This is a genomic window from Alteromonas sp. 38 (genome assembly GCF_902506055.1).
GTDB lineage: Bacteria > Pseudomonadota > Gammaproteobacteria > Enterobacterales > Alteromonadaceae > Alteromonas > Alteromonas lipotrueae.
Genome location: NZ_LR733300.1, coordinates 3,385,984 through 3,402,162, shown reverse-complemented (window position 1 = coordinate 3,402,162; position 16,179 = coordinate 3,385,984). Strand labels below are relative to the sequence as shown.

17 protein-coding genes are annotated in these 16,179 nt (G+C 41.8%); 5 read left to right on the top strand and 12 right to left on the bottom strand.

Annotated features, from left to right (window positions below; genetic code table 11):
* Positions 1-161: 161 nt before the first annotated feature.
* The 5 genes from FLAVO9R_RS14805 to FLAVO9R_RS14785 form a co-directional block, all read right to left on the bottom strand.
* Positions 162-701 (bottom strand): hypothetical protein, encoded by a 540-nt coding sequence (locus FLAVO9R_RS14805; RefSeq protein ID WP_159532528.1) that lies wholly within the window; start codon positions 699-701, stop codon positions 162-164.
* A 19-nt stretch (positions 702-720) separates the two neighbouring features.
* Positions 721-1,356: a hypothetical protein gene (locus tag FLAVO9R_RS14800; protein ID WP_232370662.1), complete on the bottom strand. Its 636-nt coding sequence runs from the start codon at positions 1,354-1,356 to the stop codon at positions 721-723.
* Between the two features lie 19 nt (positions 1,357-1,375).
* Positions 1,376-4,111: an nSTAND1 domain-containing NTPase gene (locus tag FLAVO9R_RS14795; protein ID WP_159532524.1), complete on the bottom strand. Its 2,736-nt coding sequence runs from the start codon at positions 4,109-4,111 to the stop codon at positions 1,376-1,378.
* Positions 4,112-4,303: 192 nt separating this feature from the next.
* A complete protein-coding gene (locus tag FLAVO9R_RS14790; protein WP_159532522.1) occupies positions 4,304-4,747 on the bottom strand; it encodes a ricin-type beta-trefoil lectin domain protein in 444 nt (147 codons plus the stop codon).
* 49 nt (positions 4,748-4,796) lie between these two features.
* Positions 4,797-5,411 carry a hypothetical protein gene (locus tag FLAVO9R_RS14785; protein ID WP_159532520.1) on the bottom strand — a complete coding sequence of 205 codons (615 nt, stop codon included), beginning with the start codon at positions 5,409-5,411 and terminating at the stop codon, positions 4,797-4,799.
* Positions 5,412-5,797: 386 nt separating this feature from the next.
* Here FLAVO9R_RS14785 and FLAVO9R_RS14780 point away from each other — a divergent pair, with 386 nt between their 5' ends.
* Positions 5,798-6,106, top strand: coding sequence for a hypothetical protein (locus FLAVO9R_RS14780; RefSeq protein ID WP_159532518.1), 309 nt, complete (start codon positions 5,798-5,800; stop codon positions 6,104-6,106).
* Positions 6,107-6,142: 36 nt separating this feature from the next.
* Here FLAVO9R_RS14780 and FLAVO9R_RS14775 read toward each other — a convergent pair whose 3' ends face one another.
* The 3 genes from FLAVO9R_RS14775 to FLAVO9R_RS14765 all read right to left on the bottom strand — a co-directional run bounded on the left by FLAVO9R_RS14775 (position 6,143) and on the right by FLAVO9R_RS14765 (position 8,435).
* A complete protein-coding gene (locus tag FLAVO9R_RS14775; RefSeq protein ID WP_159532516.1) occupies positions 6,143-6,934 on the bottom strand; it encodes a glycine betaine ABC transporter substrate-binding protein in 792 nt (263 codons plus the stop codon).
* Positions 6,931-7,233 (bottom strand): putative quinol monooxygenase, encoded by a 303-nt coding sequence (locus tag FLAVO9R_RS14770; RefSeq protein WP_159532514.1) that lies wholly within the window; start codon positions 7,231-7,233, stop codon positions 6,931-6,933. The genes FLAVO9R_RS14775 and FLAVO9R_RS14770 overlap by 4 nt, the downstream gene beginning before the upstream one ends.
* Before the next feature lie 98 nt (positions 7,234-7,331).
* Positions 7,332-8,435 carry an L-dopachrome tautomerase-related protein gene (locus FLAVO9R_RS14765; protein WP_159532512.1) on the bottom strand — a complete coding sequence of 368 codons (1,104 nt, stop codon included), beginning with the start codon at positions 8,433-8,435 and terminating at the stop codon, positions 7,332-7,334.
* Between the two features lie 308 nt (positions 8,436-8,743).
* Here FLAVO9R_RS14765 and FLAVO9R_RS14760 point away from each other — a divergent pair, with 308 nt between their 5' ends.
* Together FLAVO9R_RS14760 and FLAVO9R_RS14755 are read left to right on the top strand one after the other, a co-directional pair.
* The gene (locus tag FLAVO9R_RS14760; protein ID WP_159532511.1) at positions 8,744-9,703 is read left to right on the top strand and encodes a DnaJ C-terminal domain-containing protein; all 960 of its coding nucleotides are present in this window, start codon (positions 8,744-8,746) and stop codon (positions 9,701-9,703) included.
* Positions 9,696-9,992 (top strand): chaperone modulator CbpM, encoded by a 297-nt coding sequence (locus tag FLAVO9R_RS14755; RefSeq protein ID WP_159532509.1) that lies wholly within the window; start codon positions 9,696-9,698, stop codon positions 9,990-9,992. The genes FLAVO9R_RS14760 and FLAVO9R_RS14755 overlap by 8 nt, the downstream gene beginning before the upstream one ends.
* A 7-nt stretch (positions 9,993-9,999) precedes the next feature.
* On the opposite strand, the gene FLAVO9R_RS14750 is transcribed toward FLAVO9R_RS14755, so the two are convergent.
* Positions 10,000-10,920 (bottom strand): LysR substrate-binding domain-containing protein, encoded by a 921-nt coding sequence (locus FLAVO9R_RS14750; RefSeq protein ID WP_159532507.1) that lies wholly within the window; start codon positions 10,918-10,920, stop codon positions 10,000-10,002.
* 134 nt (positions 10,921-11,054) lie between these two features.
* Between FLAVO9R_RS14750 and FLAVO9R_RS14745 the strand changes: the two genes are divergently transcribed.
* A complete protein-coding gene (locus FLAVO9R_RS14745; protein ID WP_159532505.1) occupies positions 11,055-11,288 on the top strand; it encodes a hypothetical protein in 234 nt (77 codons plus the stop codon).
* Positions 11,289-11,650: 362 nt separating this feature from the next.
* Here FLAVO9R_RS14745 and FLAVO9R_RS14740 read toward each other — a convergent pair whose 3' ends face one another.
* The 3 genes from FLAVO9R_RS14740 to FLAVO9R_RS14730 all read right to left on the bottom strand — a co-directional run bounded on the left by FLAVO9R_RS14740 (position 11,651) and on the right by FLAVO9R_RS14730 (position 15,285).
* Positions 11,651-12,391, bottom strand: coding sequence for a glycosyltransferase family 25 protein (locus tag FLAVO9R_RS14740; protein ID WP_218395870.1), 741 nt, complete (start codon positions 12,389-12,391; stop codon positions 11,651-11,653).
* Between the two features lie 81 nt (positions 12,392-12,472).
* The gene (locus tag FLAVO9R_RS14735; RefSeq protein ID WP_159532501.1) at positions 12,473-13,021 is read right to left on the bottom strand and encodes a YaeQ family protein; all 549 of its coding nucleotides are present in this window, start codon (positions 13,019-13,021) and stop codon (positions 12,473-12,475) included.
* Positions 13,022-13,260: 239 nt separating this feature from the next.
* Positions 13,261-15,285 (bottom strand): RecQ family ATP-dependent DNA helicase, encoded by a 2,025-nt coding sequence (locus FLAVO9R_RS14730; protein WP_159532499.1) that lies wholly within the window; start codon positions 15,283-15,285, stop codon positions 13,261-13,263.
* Positions 15,286-15,671: 386 nt separating this feature from the next.
* Here FLAVO9R_RS14730 and FLAVO9R_RS14725 point away from each other — a divergent pair, with 386 nt between their 5' ends.
* On the top strand, positions 15,672-16,109 hold the full coding sequence (locus FLAVO9R_RS14725) for a hypothetical protein (protein ID WP_159532497.1): 438 nt from the start codon (positions 15,672-15,674) through the stop codon (positions 16,107-16,109).
* The last annotated feature ends 70 nt before the right edge of the window (positions 16,110-16,179 follow it).

The window sequence follows — 16,179 nt, the reverse complement described above, 5'->3', positions numbered from 1 at the left end:
GTTAAGGTTAGTGAAAATGTTGCATTCATCTATTAGCGCTAAACTAGATTATGCTGCTAGCCTATTTATAACTAATATTTGATGGTTCCAGTCTAGCCTAAATATTCGTCAAAGTGTAAAGAGTATTTATGCCCCCACTTACTTTTGGACTAACTGATTCATTAAGAGGGTTGAATTTCAATTTGTGGGTCGCAGTTAATTTTATCTACAGTAAATTCCTTGGTTAATTGCGAACGGTAGGTGTGGTGTACCCAAACATCTAGCGCCAACTCACAGGTGTTTATGTTTACCCAGCCCTTAGTCGTTTTGTATTGCATTTTACCGGTTAACAGAAATGAAACTTTGTCATTTTGCCAGCTTTCCATTTCGAATCTCTGCCCCCGTCCTACATATTCTTCTTTATCACCCGCTCGGCGTGCATGGATCCAGGCAAATTTATAGCCCGCCGGTCCGTGCTTGTGAGCTGATGCAGTTTGATTCAGTAAGATAGTGATCCTCACGTCCCCATCGGCAAAATTGCTTTGGGGTATTGATAATATTCCGTTTGAAAAGCCTTTCCCCTCATACTTAAAAAAGTAGGCTTCACCTTCTGCAGTACCTTCGCCTTCTTTCAGCGTTTGCTCCAATAAATTGTCAGTAAATACTGATAAATTTAAGGTGTAGCTATAAGCTATTTTACGACATTGATCATCATGTTCCATCTGAAGCTCCTTTCAGGGTTTAAGTGTCGTCTTTAGCGCGATTAATTGCGTCTGTTAACTGGGGATGTAAGTACCCTTGCTTTTCCAGACTTAATAGCACATCTCTAGCCGCACTTCGCCTAGATGACACCAGTAAAAAATAGAATTCAGTTAGTGAAGCATTCATATCGTTCGACGGTTTCTCGGTGTTCGCTAACGTAAAATGCGTGAGGGCTAAGCTTTTACCTTCGCCTTTCCCAACCTCTTTTCGTATATCCTCACCGATGGTGCAGGGGTGGTTGCGGCATTTTAAATGTAACTCCCACAGTAGACGCGGGGTGGATTCACTATTGAACTCAAGGGATGGTTGGGCAATATATGTCATCACCTCTGAATTTTCGCGGTTTTCGAAACCCAATTTCACACTGTAAATTTTCTGTTTTATAGGCAGGTTTTTGGTTTTGTTAAAAGCAGCACGAGTAAGGTTAAGTAGTGCTGGAACAGGGGTTGTTTCTTTTGTGTCGAAGAGCAAATGATAATCCCAATAGAAGAACATTAATGTGGCAACTTTGGTCATCCAGGCTTCATTTTCGGGTTCTTGTATAGCCAGTTTCTGCGCCAGCATTACACCGTCGGTTATTGTTTTATCAGCACCTGATTTGTTGCCAACGGACATTTGAGCTTGTATTAGCAAATTAGCGGATGACAATGTTGTAGTCGTCAGGGTTTTCGAGCAGTAATTTAACCGCAAGGGTATAGGCTTCTTCTGCCAATTTTTCTGCTTCTTTGAATTCAAAAGTTTGAAAGGCCACTGCTACTAGTCCTAACAAAGAACCCCGCAGCGAGGCTTGTACTTCACTATGGTTAGGTTGCGAAATTAACATTTTGCGTTTTAAAGCGATGGAGTCACGAAAATTTTGGCTGGCGCTTTCGTACTGGGAAATACGAAGCGCTAAACTACCAATATTGTGTTGAGCCGAACTTACTTCCAGCATCCACTTGGGGTTTAGCTCATTAAGCACTAACAGTTCTTGTGAATAGTTAAGGTACTTTGCCCATTCTTCGATGGTAGTGGTATAGTCTTGTTTGAAGTAGGCGATGACGCCAATCCAATAGTGAATGTTCCCTTTTAAGAACAATACTTGCTCGCTAGTTTGCGTTGTACTTTGTGAATACGCGTTCGCTGATGCAATGCCATTCGGTGCTGTTTCTTGTATTTTTAGCTGCTCGGCGTCCTGCTTATTTAAAATATTTAACGCTTGAGATAACTGTTCACCGGCATGTTCAAACTCTCCTCGGTTAATGTTTATCTCGGCTAAAAGCTTCAACGAGTTTGCTTGCCTTAGCCCATCACCGGTTTCAATACCTGCATAATAATCTAATGTTTTCTGCCCAACACCTTCGAGCACGTCCAGTTTCCCTATGGGCTCTAGCTGGCTGCGTAAGTCGCCCAACATGTAATCTACTAAGCTTTCAGCTTTGTTTCGAAGTACCTGTGCTTGGTGGGTTTGTTCAACAGCGAGTTGAGTTTGATTATTGCTATAAATGGCCAAACCCGTTGTGGACACAGCCAATATCGCCAGGGCGGCAATGGCCGACGTTTTATAGCGCTGCGTTTTTTTATGCTGGCCTTCAGAAAGGTGAATGAATAATGTTTCCTGCGGTGTTAAGTGCAAGTGGGGTTGCTTTGCCATCCAGCGAGCGTCGTCTAACTTTCTACCTGAGGGCAGTAACATGTCTTGAGGTTTACCCGCATTTAACCAGCGGCTGCAATCGGTATTGAGCTCCGTTCTTTTTAGCAAAGCCGCACGGTTTTTTTGTGCCCAGTCGGTAATGCGATCCCAGTGTTTTAATAAGGCTTCATGGGCAACGCAAACACGCTTATTCCTCTTCGCATCAGGGGCTGATGTATTATAAGTAAGTTCATTTGCACCAAGGTCTGATTCGGTAACGAATAATCGTGCATCAACAAACTGCTGAATAAAGGCTAAATCGTTCTCGTCACTAAACTGCTCAATTGGTACTTTTCTAGCAATTAAGCCGGTTTGATTCACATCGTTAATGGTCACCAATTCGTGCATCACGCTTTTCCAACTTGCTTTAGCCGTTTCGCTCATACCTTGATAAGTGGTTTCGGCCTGTTGTGCTATTGCACCTTCTAAACCGCCAATGTTGGCAAAGGCAGAAAACAGCAGCGTGTTCTCTTTGTCGCGGCGCTGGTAGAGCAAGTCTAGAGTGAATTCCATTAAAGGCAGCGCATCGGGGTGACCAATCGCTGCTTCTAGCAAAACCTCATCGAGTTTTTCTCCAGTTTGTACGTTTTCTTCAAAGCTTAGGCCTGCAGAAAGCGCTGGCAGGCGTATCATACGGGCTATATCGGTGGCGTTAGGAGGTTGAAGGTCGTATTGCTGGCCTTCGTCTTTGAGCCGTGCGAATCCTTCTAATTCCATACTGTTGGCATAAAAGTCGTTTCGTAACGACACAATTAGAATAAGGCGTTGAGTTTTTACAAGCACGGTTAAAAAGCTTATTAAGCTAGCCGCGTCTTCTTTCGACAAGCTTGCGTCTTGCAACACTTGCTCAAACTGATCGATAACAATGAGGTTGTGGGGGCGCGCTACTGAGTGAGTTGAGGGCGCTCCATCATTCAATTCAGTTATGCTCTCACTTTCTTTAAGCAGGGCTTTTAGATGGGAAGGGTGCTGGCTTAGGTCACAGGCATGCGCGTCTAAATTCCAAGTATCAACCAGCATGCTCATATCATTAAGGGCACCTAATAGCTGCCTGAATATACTGCTAGCTTTGCCGCGGGTGGGGGTGATAACTGTGTAGTGCTGCACTTTTATACCCGCTAAACCTTCACTTCGGGTAATAAACGGAATAACCCCCGCACGTAACAGTGATGATTTTCCGCTGCCACTTTTTCCCATTAATAGTAAAAAGCTGAAGTTATCATCCATTGCCTGATTAAGATGGTGAACCACTTCTGCGATTGCTTTATTGCGTCCAAAGAATATCGCCGCGTGTTCGGGCTGAAAGGTTTGTAGCCCTCTATAGGGTGAGCCTTGGGTCCATCGGCTGAGCTTTTGAAGATTGCCCCATCGCTGACGCTCGTCTAATAGCACCACATTCGCAATAATGCGATAACCTCGGCGCTGAACGGTTTCTATGTATGAAGGTTGCCTTGAATTATCGCCAAGCTTCTTGCGCAACATGGCGATACATTTCTGGACTGGGGCATCGCCATAAAAAGTGCCCTGCCAAAATTCGATAAGCAATTGTTCGGTACTAATGACCTCGCCTGCATGGGCTGACAGATAGGCAAGCACGTCCATCATCTTAGGTTCAAGGTGAACAGATGTGTTATCACGAGACAGGGAATTTAACGATGTATTGACTTCCCAGTCACCAAGTTGAAAGGTTTCGCTCATGTCTACAGATATCCCATATCCAAGACAGACTGAACTCCAACCCCTTGATGTTTCATTTTTTCGGGTCATCAATTTGCCATGTATAAGTCTAATTCGAGCGGGTGAGTTTGCAAGACTATTCATCGATTCTAAGGTTTTAAGTAGGTGGAGCCCTGCCGCAAAAGCATTGCGGCAGGGGATAAGACGCCACAGTTAATCTAATTTGGCTACTTCGATACCGCTATTTGTGGGAACGTCTAGGTGATTCAGAATAACGAAGTCGTAGGCGGTGTAACCGCGTTTAATAGACGTATTACATCGAGCAAGCGTTAAGGTGCTTCTGCCTTGAGGCGAAGTAAGGCATTTTCCGCTACGTTGATTTTTAATCTTGCCTGAGCTTGTTATTGTCCAGGTATCGTAACCATCTACACGGCAGGTTTCATAAGTTAATACATTAGTACTCTTACGGTTATGGCCGTATGTCGACAAGCACTTCGTTTGGTCGCTGTTATAAATGACCATCTGGTGGGGCGTATCTAGGTTGTTATTCACGACACCAATTTTGTTCAATTCGTTAAAATTTGCCGCTTGCACAGTAGCGAATAAGAGCACTGCAGGTACTAGGCTAAAGGCTGCTTTTCTAATGACGTTTTTCATTATCGTTTCCTTTTCTATCAATTTTTCGATATTAGATTTAGGGCCTAGGTTAATTTTTTAAGGCCATTAAACTGCGAGCATCAGTGGCGGTCAGGGTGATGCCAAATAACTTAAATGAGGCAAGGCGTTCACGCTTGCCAACGAAATCCAATAAGGTTATTTCGTTACTGTGATTGGCCCACGCAATATGACTGAAATCATCGGCTGACATGGGCAAGGCATAGCTGTGCTTACGTAATGGGGAGTAAACGCGAGGGCGAGCTTCCGTTTGGTTGTGCGAAATAAATAGCAACCAATCTCCTGCGTTTGACCATTGGGGTGAGTATTTGCTTTCAGGTGCTGTGCTTGGCATCGACTCAATAAGCCGAAGCGTGGCAAGGTGTAAATCATATAGCCACAGGTGCTGGTTATGCGTAGTAAAAGTTAGGTAGCGATTGTCATTCGACCAACTAAACTCAGCGGCTTGATGAACTCGGGGCAGGTGAACTTCACGTTTCAAAGTGCTGTTTCCCTGCTCGATAACCAGGGTTTCTGGTTCACTCATGTAGGCAATATAGCCATTGCTTTTATTTGCTGCATAGTGATTGTCTGTTTGTGTAACTGCGCTTACCCAAGCAGGAAACACCAAGATCATTGCACAACAACCTAGCATTAACTGTTTCATGTTCATTCCTTTAAGTAGGGTGGAAATTACCAATCCATCGTGAAACGACAGCAATCTGCATCTATAGAGCGATTGGTGTTGGAGTGAGTATTGCCGGATCCTACGAAAAAGAACTTACGGAAACTTAACGGTTTAAAAATACTTCATGAAGTGAGACTTACGGGATGGATAAATATATTTAATTCAGTAGGTTAAGTTTTTTTGTGAGTTCGGGAGATATTGGGTGTAGCTCTTGTTTGCGCCACCAAAAGGCGTGTTAAAACTATTCTGTAGTGAGCTTTTTACTTTGAATTTTTTGTTGATTAGCTCTGCTTCCTTGGTATTTATCTAGGTTTTCGTTTAAGTTTAGCGTCTGCGAACGTTAGCCCCTAAGATGGACCCTATCGATGAAAAAACTTTCTAAAGTGCAAATTAAACAACAAGCACTTGTCCTTGATGTCGCGAATATGCTTGAAGAGCAAGGGCGCGCTGAAATTCCCGGCATGGTGCAGTGCTGGTTTGATATGAAATACGAGATGTTCCCAAGTTCTTTATTACTGCGCTTTCAGTTTGAAGATGAACAATCCTTAGCTGCCGCGGAACCGGTATTATTAAAATGGCGAAAGCGATTAAGCGCCGCCATGGTGAAAAAAGGGGTTATTCTAAAAGATATGCGAAGACACCTGGTATTTACTGTAGAAGGGCCTGATGATTAAATCAGGCCTTAAATTGCGCTTTAATGTCATTGCTGCTTAAGCGGGAATAATTTCATTTGAAACTAACCAAGCTTTGGTAACATCGTCTAACGGTTTGTTATTTCTAGATACGTGATAATCAAGCTCAGCAATAACATCATTGTTGAAACGCAAAGCATTTAGCTTGTTTAATTGCGCTTTGGTCAACAACTGCTTTTTATCATCACGAATTAAAAGCACGGCACGATCTACAACACCTAATAACCCTTTAGGGTCTTTAATTTCTCTGATCTTATGCTTAAAGTGCAAAAACTGAGGTTTCCAAAGCGGAACAACAAACCCATCTTCTTTTTCGACCTGCTTTTCGAACGCAGTAAAACAGTCTTCTTCAGTACCAGTATGGAATTTATAGCCCACGTTACTTAAACCATATTCTTCCATCATTTTAATTGAAAACCGGGTGATACCCGCACCAGGGTTTATTCCCTGAATATTAGCGTTCATTTTTTCAATGACAGACGGTTTTAATAAATCCGTAACTTCTGATACTGCAGATTCAGGAATGTAATCCGGTACTCCCCACAAGGCATAAGGTTCATAATGCAAACCGAGCTCTGTTAATGAAATTACTTTCTCAACATTTGCCTTGTATACGCCATGACTAGACGGTAACCAAGCAGACGCTAGTAAGTCAACGTCACCAGATTTGAGCTTTTCAAAGTTAGTTTCATGGGGAGAGTAGATTCTTTGTACATCAAATCCCATACTGTTAAGCACATTCGAAACAAGCGACGCCGCCACGTGGTGAAACGACAGGTTAGTTACACCTATCTTGACGATACTTTTCATAACGTACCTTGATTAACTTTCATCATTTCATCAACGGTAAATTGCTCAAATGCCCCTTTTGTTGCGGCAACAAACTCAGTTAAATGCTTACTTTCATTATGTGCTTGCCACAGTTCACGGGTTTCCCAGATTTCGTAAACCATAAAATGCGCTTGGTTTTCTATACCTTGATGAAGGTCATAGGTGATACAGCCTTCTTCGGGTAATGTCATTTCAACAAGTTTTTTCAACTCAGATTTTACAACATCAATGTTGTCTTTCTTTGCAGTGATATTGGCGACAATTGTTAATTCAGGCATGAAAGGTTCCTTAATAGTGCGGGCATTTGGCGAATAATTAAAAAAATAGAAAAATAAATCAGGCTTAAATGGGTGCATTGCACCCATTTAAAATAGTATTAAGGTTGGTAGCTAAAACGGTAAAGTGTGTAAGGTGGTTTAGCGTTACCTAAGCCTTGGCTGAATGCAGGATGTTGATGCAGTTGATCTTGGGTTACGTAAATATAACCATTACTTACCGCCAAGCTATCAGGCCATGAAAGACGTTTATCTTGAACCAGTATTTCGTAATGGCCCTTCGTGGTTAACCCCACCGCATTATGCTCTAGATCTGTGGCTAAAATTCCGCCACCTGGTGCATAAGCAATACCATCGCTTGGGTTTTTAGGACCATAAACTTCAATGCTTTGTGCCAGTTTTTTGTCTGAATTTTTTGTGTTACTAATGGCTGATGTTGGAATTCTGTAGACTTTTGTGCCAGTAAATGCACCAAAATATAACCAATCGTTTTTATCATCAATGGCAATTGGGTTTAAACCAAAGCGTAACGCGTTGGTTTCACCTTCTGTAGTTTTTGACGCTAATAAAGAAGCTTCAATAACTATATCTCTGTCTTCAGGCATTAATTGTGCTGCGTTTTCCAGTACACGCTTTGACTTGCCAGATTTCAAGTCGACAACAATAATTGCTGGCTTAGTAGCCCCTGCAAAGTTACCGAACGTCATATCGGCAATATAAATTTTGCCGTGTTTTTCATCAATAGAGAAATCTTGGATGAATGAGTTTGGTTGTAGCGATGATTTTGCCAACGTAATAGTTGTGTGAAGCTTATGGGTTACGCTGTCCCAAGCCACTATCTGTGCTGGCGATGTTTCGCTGCCCATATCAAGGATCCACACTACGCCTTCGCTATCGCTGTGAACACCAATAACAGATGTTAATCCCACTTCACCTACTTCTGGGCCATCCGCCCAATCAGGGGTAGGGAAGGGTTGTTTTGAACCATTCGCCATCACTTCAACCACCTTCACTTTAGGGTTGTCTAGTGGATGCATGCTGATAATAGTGCGGCCGCTTGGCGTAATAGTAATGCCACCACCACGATATTCAGTAAATTGAGTAACAGGCTCTAGTGGGCCCACTTCTACTGCATTTGCCAGCGCTCCTACAACACTTGATAAGCCAATAGCCGCAGTAATAAGAGATGCTTTAAATAGTTTCATTGTCTTTCCTGTAATGGAGTAATTAATTCAAAAAGGCCAAATAGCACCGTTGAAGACTGCTGTGTATTTGCACTGGTTTTGGTATTTGCTATGTCGATGAGTAAAGAATAGATGTTAATTGCTAAGTGAAAAACAGTGTTGTTTTTGAATAATTATCAAATTTAATTTGATAATGTTTTTGCGAAGGATACTGCTGAGCATTGAAACGTCTTTTTGCAGACCTGTTGATATTTGATCAATATCAAATGATGCTTTATCGGCATCCGCTATATTAAGTACTTTATAGTCACTACGCTGAGCATCATTGAATGGAATTTAAAGATTATTATCAGATCCTTGGTGTTAAAGAAGATGCTGATTTAAAGGAAATAAAAAAAGCCTATCGTAAGCTTGCCCTAAAGCTGCACCCAGATATGCAGCCTGACAGTAATTCTGACGAAGAATTTAAAGAATTAGTTGAAGCTTATGAGGTGCTTAAAGATCCGCAGCGCAGAGCTGAATATGACGAATTGAAAAAATATGGTGCTACTTCACACGATAATTTTCAACCGCCACCAGGCTGGCAGAGCAATAATGATTTCAATGGTGCTCACACTGGCGGGGACTTTTCAGACTTTTTTAATTCCGTATTTGGCGGTGGTTTTAATCAGGGGCCGCGTAGTCATCAAGCAGACGATTTTTCAGGGTTTAGCAATCACGGCCAAGATGCTGAGATTGAAGTGCCAGTATTCCTTGAAGATTTGTTTTCTGAAGCGCCAAAAACAATTCAGTTTTCCATGCCATCACTAGAAAATGGGCAGATTAAACACGTCAATAAAACCCTAAAAGTTAAGATACCAGTCGGCGTGGTTGACTCAGAGCGGATTAGGCTTAAAGGCCAGGGTGGCAAAGGGCAGGGGCAAGGTAGAGATGGCGATCTCTATTTACACATACGTTTAGTACCGCACCCATTGTTTGATGTTGAAGGGCATAACCTTGTTCTAACTGTACCTGTTTTACCGTGGGAAGCAGCACTGGGGTGCAAGGTTGAAGTGCCAACGTTGACCGGCAAAATTAGTTTAAATATCAAGCCAAATAGTCAAACAGGCCAAAAATTACGGGTTAAGGGTAAAGGGCTTAAAATGAAAACCGGCGTTGGCGATATGATTGCAGTTTTAAAAATCGTTATACCAAACACAACCAGTGATAAAGACAAAGCATTATGGCAACAACTAGCGGAATTAAAACACGACGACCCTCGCTCACAATGGAGTAAAGAAAATGGTTGATACGCTGCTAGTAATATCATTCGAAGAACTTTGCCAAGTAGAACGGTTAAACCAAGAAATGATAGTTGAAGTTATCGATTACGGGATAGCTGAACCTGTTTCAGGCGACGATAAGAACGACTGGATGTTCGATACCAGCAGTGTACGTTGGGTGAAAAAAGCCATAACGTTATATGATCAACTGGAGTTAGATTGGGTTGCGATAGCGATGATTGTTGAGTTACTGAAACAAAAAGAAAAGCTGACAGAGGAGAATGAATATCTTCATCGTCGGCTAACGCGGTTTTAACCTATTTTTACGTTTGTAGTACCTCGTGTTCCGCCATCTTTTTTGTAAGCCAATTGCAAAAATGCGCTATGCGCTTTTGTTTGGGGGAGTTCTTCAGATAAACAAAGTGAGATTTCCAGCGTATTGGGTGGGGAATATCAACGGGCACCACGAGTTGCCCCGATTTTAAGTACTGCCCAATCATAATATCCGACGCTAGCATCACGCCATGGCCTGCAAGCGCTGCGCTAAGCGCAAGATCGCTAGAAGACACTACTGTCTTTCTTAATTTTTTGTTGGAAATGTTTATTTTACTGTGTTCGAAGTATGCCTCCCAATTCGCTCTCTCTTCACCGGCAAGTGCTAGCAGGCGTGTACCCAAAAGATCTTTCACACTGTGCAGCTGCATTTGGGTTTGAAACTCGGGGGAACACGCCGGTACTACGCCATTTTCGCCAAACCTCTCTGTAATAAGGCTATCATCCTGCAACGCAGTGGTAGAGTTATAAAATCGTATCGCTATGTCGATATCACCATTATGTAAACTTTCAATGCGGTTAGATGCTTGAATATTGATATTAATGTTGGGGTATTCATTAAAGAATTCGAACAAGTTGGGCATAAGCCACAAAGCGCAAAAAGCTTGAGTGGAGGTAACGGTTAAACTGCCTTCCAAGGGCTCTTCATGTACTTGATTCAAACCATTAACGATTTCACTAAAGCCTTTCTCACAGGATGCAAAAAGCGTTCTGCCCGGCCCAGTTAATAGCATTTTTCGAGCTTGCCGCCGAAACAGGCTAACGCCTAAATTAGACTCTAACTGCCGCATTTGTTGGCTTACCGCAGCTTGTGAAATATACAACTCCTCTGCTGCTTTGCTGTAGCTTTGATGTCGTGCGGCTACTTCAAAACAAAGCAGGTTATTCAGCCATCGTAATCGTTTGTCCATTGATCATTGTTATATAAGTTCAGCTTATCTTTTAAGTTAGTTTTTATCGTTGGTGAAGTAAAGAGTTAATCGCGACACTTGCTTTACCGAATGAGGAAAAACCTACGAAATTATGTCGAAAAAGGAGTGGCGAAATGAACATGAAAACAAGCGAGGTAGGCGCATATTTGATTGCGTTAAAATATAAGATTTTTAACCTTATGAGTGATGCTGGCCGAGCTGGCGGCCCAGGTTCACTAACGGACGAAAAAGTGCTAACGGTTAACAAAGAAATAGCAGAAGAAAGCAGTAAAAGTAGTAATAAAAAAAGTATGTTGTCAGATATGGGAGATAAGCTGTGCTTATCAAAGTGGAGCGCGTTTAAGTGAGCCCATTTACGCGAATATAGGTAGGTATTCCTCTTTAATATTGGGCTTAGGTATTCCCGTTAGGCTGGTTATTGATGATTGACAGTACATGACAAGTTGGGGCTGCAATTATAATAAGCAAAGTCTTCTATACTTTAAGTCTACTAAACTTTTATAAAAAGCTGCCACGAGCCGTTTATTTAAAACATCTCATACCCAGAGCGCTTAACATTTCGGACTGACCAATAATCTTGCATCGTATCAAGTTGATTTAAATATACTTTCTATGGAAGATGAATGTTAAGAGTGAATACTGGTTATTAGCGACATTCAAAACTTCAAAGAGTAAGTAATAAAAGCGTCTATCGCCTTAATACTAATATTCATAATACTGTATTTTTAAAAAGGTGAGCCTGAAATTTTATTAGATTAAAAACTTTCACAACAGGGTTCCCACTTACACTATTTCTTCTACCAAATTGGTCAATGTCGCTATGTAGCTTTCTTGTTTTAAACGGGTAAGGCTTAATACCTAAAGCTTTTATTTTATCTACTGCTAACCATTGAAGTTCAACGTCCAAGGGCCTAGAAAAAGATTCTGTATATTTTAGCAACTTTTCAGCGCCACTGTAGGAAATGACTTGTGCAGAAGCGCCAATAGGTAATTTATTATATTTGACCACAGAAACACCTTCAGACATGAAGACGGTTGTCGCAGAACGTTTCTCATGTACTTCGTTAAGGTTTATGTAGTCCCAAGGCTCGTTGATTTTATCTATTACTTTATCTAGTTGTTGAAAGCTATGCTCAAACATCACATCGTCTTCTAGTACTACGGCGAACGCTAGCTTATGCTCGACAATAAAAGACCAGGCTTTTCTATGGCTAATAAAGCAGCCGATTTCCCCTAGGGTTAATTTTTTATAGTAATTTAGCTTGTTAGCACGCTTTGAATATCCTTGGTGCATAACGTTATCTGACGAGCCTTTAATTGCCGTTATGACTGAAAATTCAGCTGAATAGTGCTTTGCGCTCTGCGTAAACAAATTGAGTCGGTCGACGGATTCCGGCAAGTTAATTAGTAGAATTTTCACTTGGATATTGATAGAAGAATCATAATCCAATCATGTTATTAGGTATTTATTGCAGCATTATGTCAGCCAGATCAGCATCTAACGGCTATCCATTCTGTACCGTTAGAAAAATTACAAATGCTTTTCAATTTCCACTTCTATACATTCGCTATTGCCAGCGCTTTCGATAGTTAGCCAAATTTGGCCATCTTGCACCGTTACTTGCATTTGCATTGAACGGTCTACGGCGTTAGCTAGCGAGGTAGAAAGGCTTTCTGGCAAGGTGAAAACCGATAAGTTCTTTCTGGTGCGCAAGCTGTTTTGTTCTTTCTTCCACCAAGCATCGAAGCTGTTATCTGCGTAAGCATAAATCATCATCTGCTGGCTTTGATTGCAGCCTTTTTTAATGCGTTGTTCGGAAGGTTGGCCCAACTCAATCCACAGTTCTATTACGTCGCTGAAGTCCTTTTGCCAAATGTCTGGCACTTCGTCGTCAGATAACCCTTTTGTAAACTGCAGCTGTTCATGAGCATTTACAATAAAAGCCACGATACGAAGCATCATGCGTGCATCGTTTTCAGAAGGATGGCGAGCAATAGTTAAATTGTGCTCATTGTAGTAATTGCGATCCATATCGGTAATCGATATATCCGCTTTAAAAATGGTTGCTTTAAGAGCCATGGTAATCCTGAGTATTATGCTGAGCGCGTTATGTAAGGCCTAACGCTAGTATTATTTGTCTTTTTACTTATCTTTATTTAGCGCCCGCACTATTGCTATCTGGTGCTAGCACTTTTAGGTAGCGTGTTTATGCAAGTATACGAATTGGGCGACACGGTGTAACTGCGACACGGTGTAACTGAGATTATATGCCGCGCATATTTGCCGCGTAGAGTAACAGATATTAGGGGTAACAGGTATTAAGGCCTAGCGCCCTCATCTAAAATCTCGGTAACAACGGCTTTCACATCCGCATATCTGCAAAACTCGCAGCTGCCAAACCCTACAACTTGTCTTACTTTTAAACGGGTAAATAAAGGCATGGTCATGGCGGTTAAAAAACGGCAATAGATAGATTCAGTGATGGTTTCGTTAAACTTACCTTCAAGGTGACTGTTAAGGGCTGCCATGGCCTGGGTTACTTGTTCTTTATCTGGCAAGGGGATAGGCGTTGAATAGTCTAATTTGGCCACTTTACCATTGCACACACTGCAGTGGCCGCATTCTTGTGGAGCCTGTTGGTCATCAAAATAGGCCGACAAATTATAGTTTAAACAGGTATTAAGCTCGAAGAACCGTACCAAGGCGGCAATACGTTTTACTTCTTTACGTTCATTTTCAGCAAAGTAGTGGGCGAGGTTTTCGGCTAGGCTATTGGGTAGATCATCTGCTAACAGTGCTTGCTGATTAACCTCGTACACATCGGTAATTAACCGCGACGCTAGCTCGATATGATTGTGTTCGTGTAAATATTCTAACGCCGCTACTACTCTTGCGCGTTCAGCACCGTAGTGCTCAAAAATGCTGTCGAAATTCACTACACCCCATACTTTTTTCATATCGGTATGGGTGAAAACGGCGTTTAGAAAATCGCTTCGCTCTTTGCTAAATAAGTTGAGAATATCGGCTTTGTCGGTATTAAAACGGTATTTGAATTCGGCAAAATAGGCGTATAAAGGGCGAATAACCTTGGCGAGTTCTAGTTGTACTAACAAGGTTTTAAGCGGAAGCTGACGAATATTGCTTAAGGTAGATAAGCTGTTTATTTGTGTTTCCCACTGGTATACATCGATGCTTGAGTTAACGTATGAAGAGCTAGCGCTTTGCTCAGGTGCTTGACTGGCAATGTCCTTAATTACCCGTTCAATAGCGGATTTGTCTGGCGTATCGCCATAAACAAAGTTTTCAATTGTCACTAGGCCATCTAGGTTGGCCAGCACAGTGCAGTTAGCGTTTTGTCCGTCGCGGCCACCTCGACCAATTTCTTGGCTGTAGTTCTCGATAGACTTGGGTAAGTCGTAATGTACAACAAAACGAATATCAGATTTATCAATGCCCATGCCAAACGCAATAGTGGCCACTACCACTTGTAGCTTGTTTACCATGAAATCTTGTTGAATGTTTTGGCGAATATCGCTGTCTAGTCCGGCATGATAGGCGCTTGCTGCGACCCCATTTTGTTGTAAAAAGCGTGCGACTTGTTCGGCGGTTTGTTGCAACGTTACATATACAATACCAGCGCATACAATACCCGCGCCTTGTTGGCGTTGAAGTTCTTCCAGTAAGGCTTGGTTTTTATTCTTTTCTACAACTGGAAGTACATTTAAATTAAGGTTGGGCCGATAGAATCCTGTTTGAACAATATTTTCTGGCGCAATATCAAACCGACGCGCCATATCAAGCTTCACTTTTTTAGTGGCCGTCGCAGTCAGCAGTAACACCAAGGGAATGTTTAATTCTTGCTGATAGGCTGGTAGTTTCAAGTAATCAGGACGAAAGTTGTGCCCCCATTCAGAGATACAGTGGGCTTCATCAATCACTAACATTGAAACTTGAATCGACTCTATAAACTGCCTAAAACGTTCGTTCTTAAAACGCTCTACCGACACCATGAGTATTTTGCATTCACCAGAACGCACGTCGTTCATGACTTGCTTATTTTGTTCAGCGGTTAGTGTTGAATCGATGCTCGCGGCAGCAATGTCTTTACTATGTAAAAAGGCGATCTGATCTTTCATTAACGCCAACAACGGCGACACTACCAAGGTTAAATGTGGTAGTTGCGTTGCTACAAACTGATAGCACAGCGACTTACCTGAACCCGTGGGAAATATGGCAAGCGATGAGCGCTGATTAAGCAGACTATCTACAACCTCTTGCTGACCACTACGAAATGAAGAAAAACCAAATAGGTCTTGCAATGTTTGGGTATGGTTCGAAATCATTTGGCAACGCATTCCTTTAGGTGTTTTACGGCATGATACAGCAATTAAGAATATGTTAGTCGTTTTAAAGGCACAGCTATAGTTAAGTTCATTTGTGAAGATTAGTGCACCCCAGTCGTGAGATCATCAGACCGGTGGCACACTAATTCTTTGCAAAAATTTTTCTAGAAAAGATAAAGTTACTACTGGATTTACATAACATCGGCTCGTAATATTGTTTTATAGGATGTTATTCATCTGCACTGTTCTTTCGCTGTTAAATACGTCATGGAAACTCAGCGGAGCATTAGAATACTGGAGTTAAACGCATGGATTGCTTGAAGCTATTTTTTGTATTTTGGGTACTGAATACTTTTTCAATTAACCTATTTGCCAAAGAGAGCTGTATGGAAGAGAAAGCAGCAGCAGATCATTGGAACGGTCTTTTACGGGACAAAGTAACAGAGCTTAGACGCTCACATCATCGCGAAGCTAAGGCTCAGTTTCTAGCATGTTTAGGTAGCGAAAAAAACAGCAGCACTGCCAAGTCATCAACTCCCACACAGAATTATATTAGTAATCAAAGAAACCCCAAGAGGGAAGCTCAACCGAGTTTGCGTAATTACCCGACCACTCGAAATGTGTTGGTAAGTAGCTATCATAACTTTAAGGGGGCAAAAAAAGTGGCTTGGAATAACTTTTATAAAGAAACTCCTGAGTGTATAAATAATAGCGATGATATGGCTAAGTTTGTAAAGTGTGCATCCGAAAGGAAGGATTACCTACAGCGCTTTAACCTGCTGTGGGACGATGACAGCCGCTCACTCAAAATACCAATTAACTGACATAAGATAAAATGTTAGCTTTCGATAAGAATTAGCCGAGTTGTTTATATTTATTAGAAGTGCGTCGATA

Bases quoted from the DNA above. Each gene is read 5' to 3' on its own strand.
- FLAVO9R_RS14805 (WP_159532528.1), bottom strand. From the start codon at position 701: ATGGAACATGATGATCAATGTCGTAAAATAGCTTATAGCTACACCTTA.
- FLAVO9R_RS14800 (WP_232370662.1), bottom strand. From the start codon at position 1,356: ATGTCCGTTGGCAACAAATCAGGTGCTGATAAAACAATAACCGACGGT.
- FLAVO9R_RS14795 (WP_159532524.1), bottom strand. From the start codon at position 4,111: ATGAGCGAAACCTTTCAACTTGGTGACTGGGAAGTCAATACATCGTTA.
- FLAVO9R_RS14790 (WP_159532522.1), bottom strand. From the start codon at position 4,747: ATGAAAAACGTCATTAGAAAAGCAGCCTTTAGCCTAGTACCTGCAGTG.
- FLAVO9R_RS14785 (WP_159532520.1), bottom strand. From the start codon at position 5,411: ATGAAACAGTTAATGCTAGGTTGTTGTGCAATGATCTTGGTGTTTCCT.
- FLAVO9R_RS14780 (WP_159532518.1), top strand. From the start codon at position 5,798: ATGAAAAAACTTTCTAAAGTGCAAATTAAACAACAAGCACTTGTCCTT.
- FLAVO9R_RS14775 (WP_159532516.1), bottom strand. From the start codon at position 6,934: ATGAAAAGTATCGTCAAGATAGGTGTAACTAACCTGTCGTTTCACCAC.
- FLAVO9R_RS14770 (WP_159532514.1), bottom strand. From the start codon at position 7,233: ATGCCTGAATTAACAATTGTCGCCAATATCACTGCAAAGAAAGACAAC.
- FLAVO9R_RS14765 (WP_159532512.1), bottom strand. From the start codon at position 8,435: ATGAAACTATTTAAAGCATCTCTTATTACTGCGGCTATTGGCTTATCA.
- FLAVO9R_RS14760 (WP_159532511.1), top strand. From the start codon at position 8,744: ATGGAATTTAAAGATTATTATCAGATCCTTGGTGTTAAAGAAGATGCT.
- FLAVO9R_RS14755 (WP_159532509.1), top strand. From the start codon at position 9,696: ATGGTTGATACGCTGCTAGTAATATCATTCGAAGAACTTTGCCAAGTA.
- FLAVO9R_RS14750 (WP_159532507.1), bottom strand. From the start codon at position 10,920: ATGGACAAACGATTACGATGGCTGAATAACCTGCTTTGTTTTGAAGTA.
- FLAVO9R_RS14745 (WP_159532505.1), top strand. From the start codon at position 11,055: ATGAACATGAAAACAAGCGAGGTAGGCGCATATTTGATTGCGTTAAAA.
- FLAVO9R_RS14735 (WP_159532501.1), bottom strand. From the start codon at position 13,021: ATGGCTCTTAAAGCAACCATTTTTAAAGCGGATATATCGATTACCGAT.
- FLAVO9R_RS14730 (WP_159532499.1), bottom strand. From the start codon at position 15,285: ATGATTTCGAACCATACCCAAACATTGCAAGACCTATTTGGTTTTTCT.
- FLAVO9R_RS14725 (WP_159532497.1), top strand. From the start codon at position 15,672: ATGGAAGAGAAAGCAGCAGCAGATCATTGGAACGGTCTTTTACGGGAC.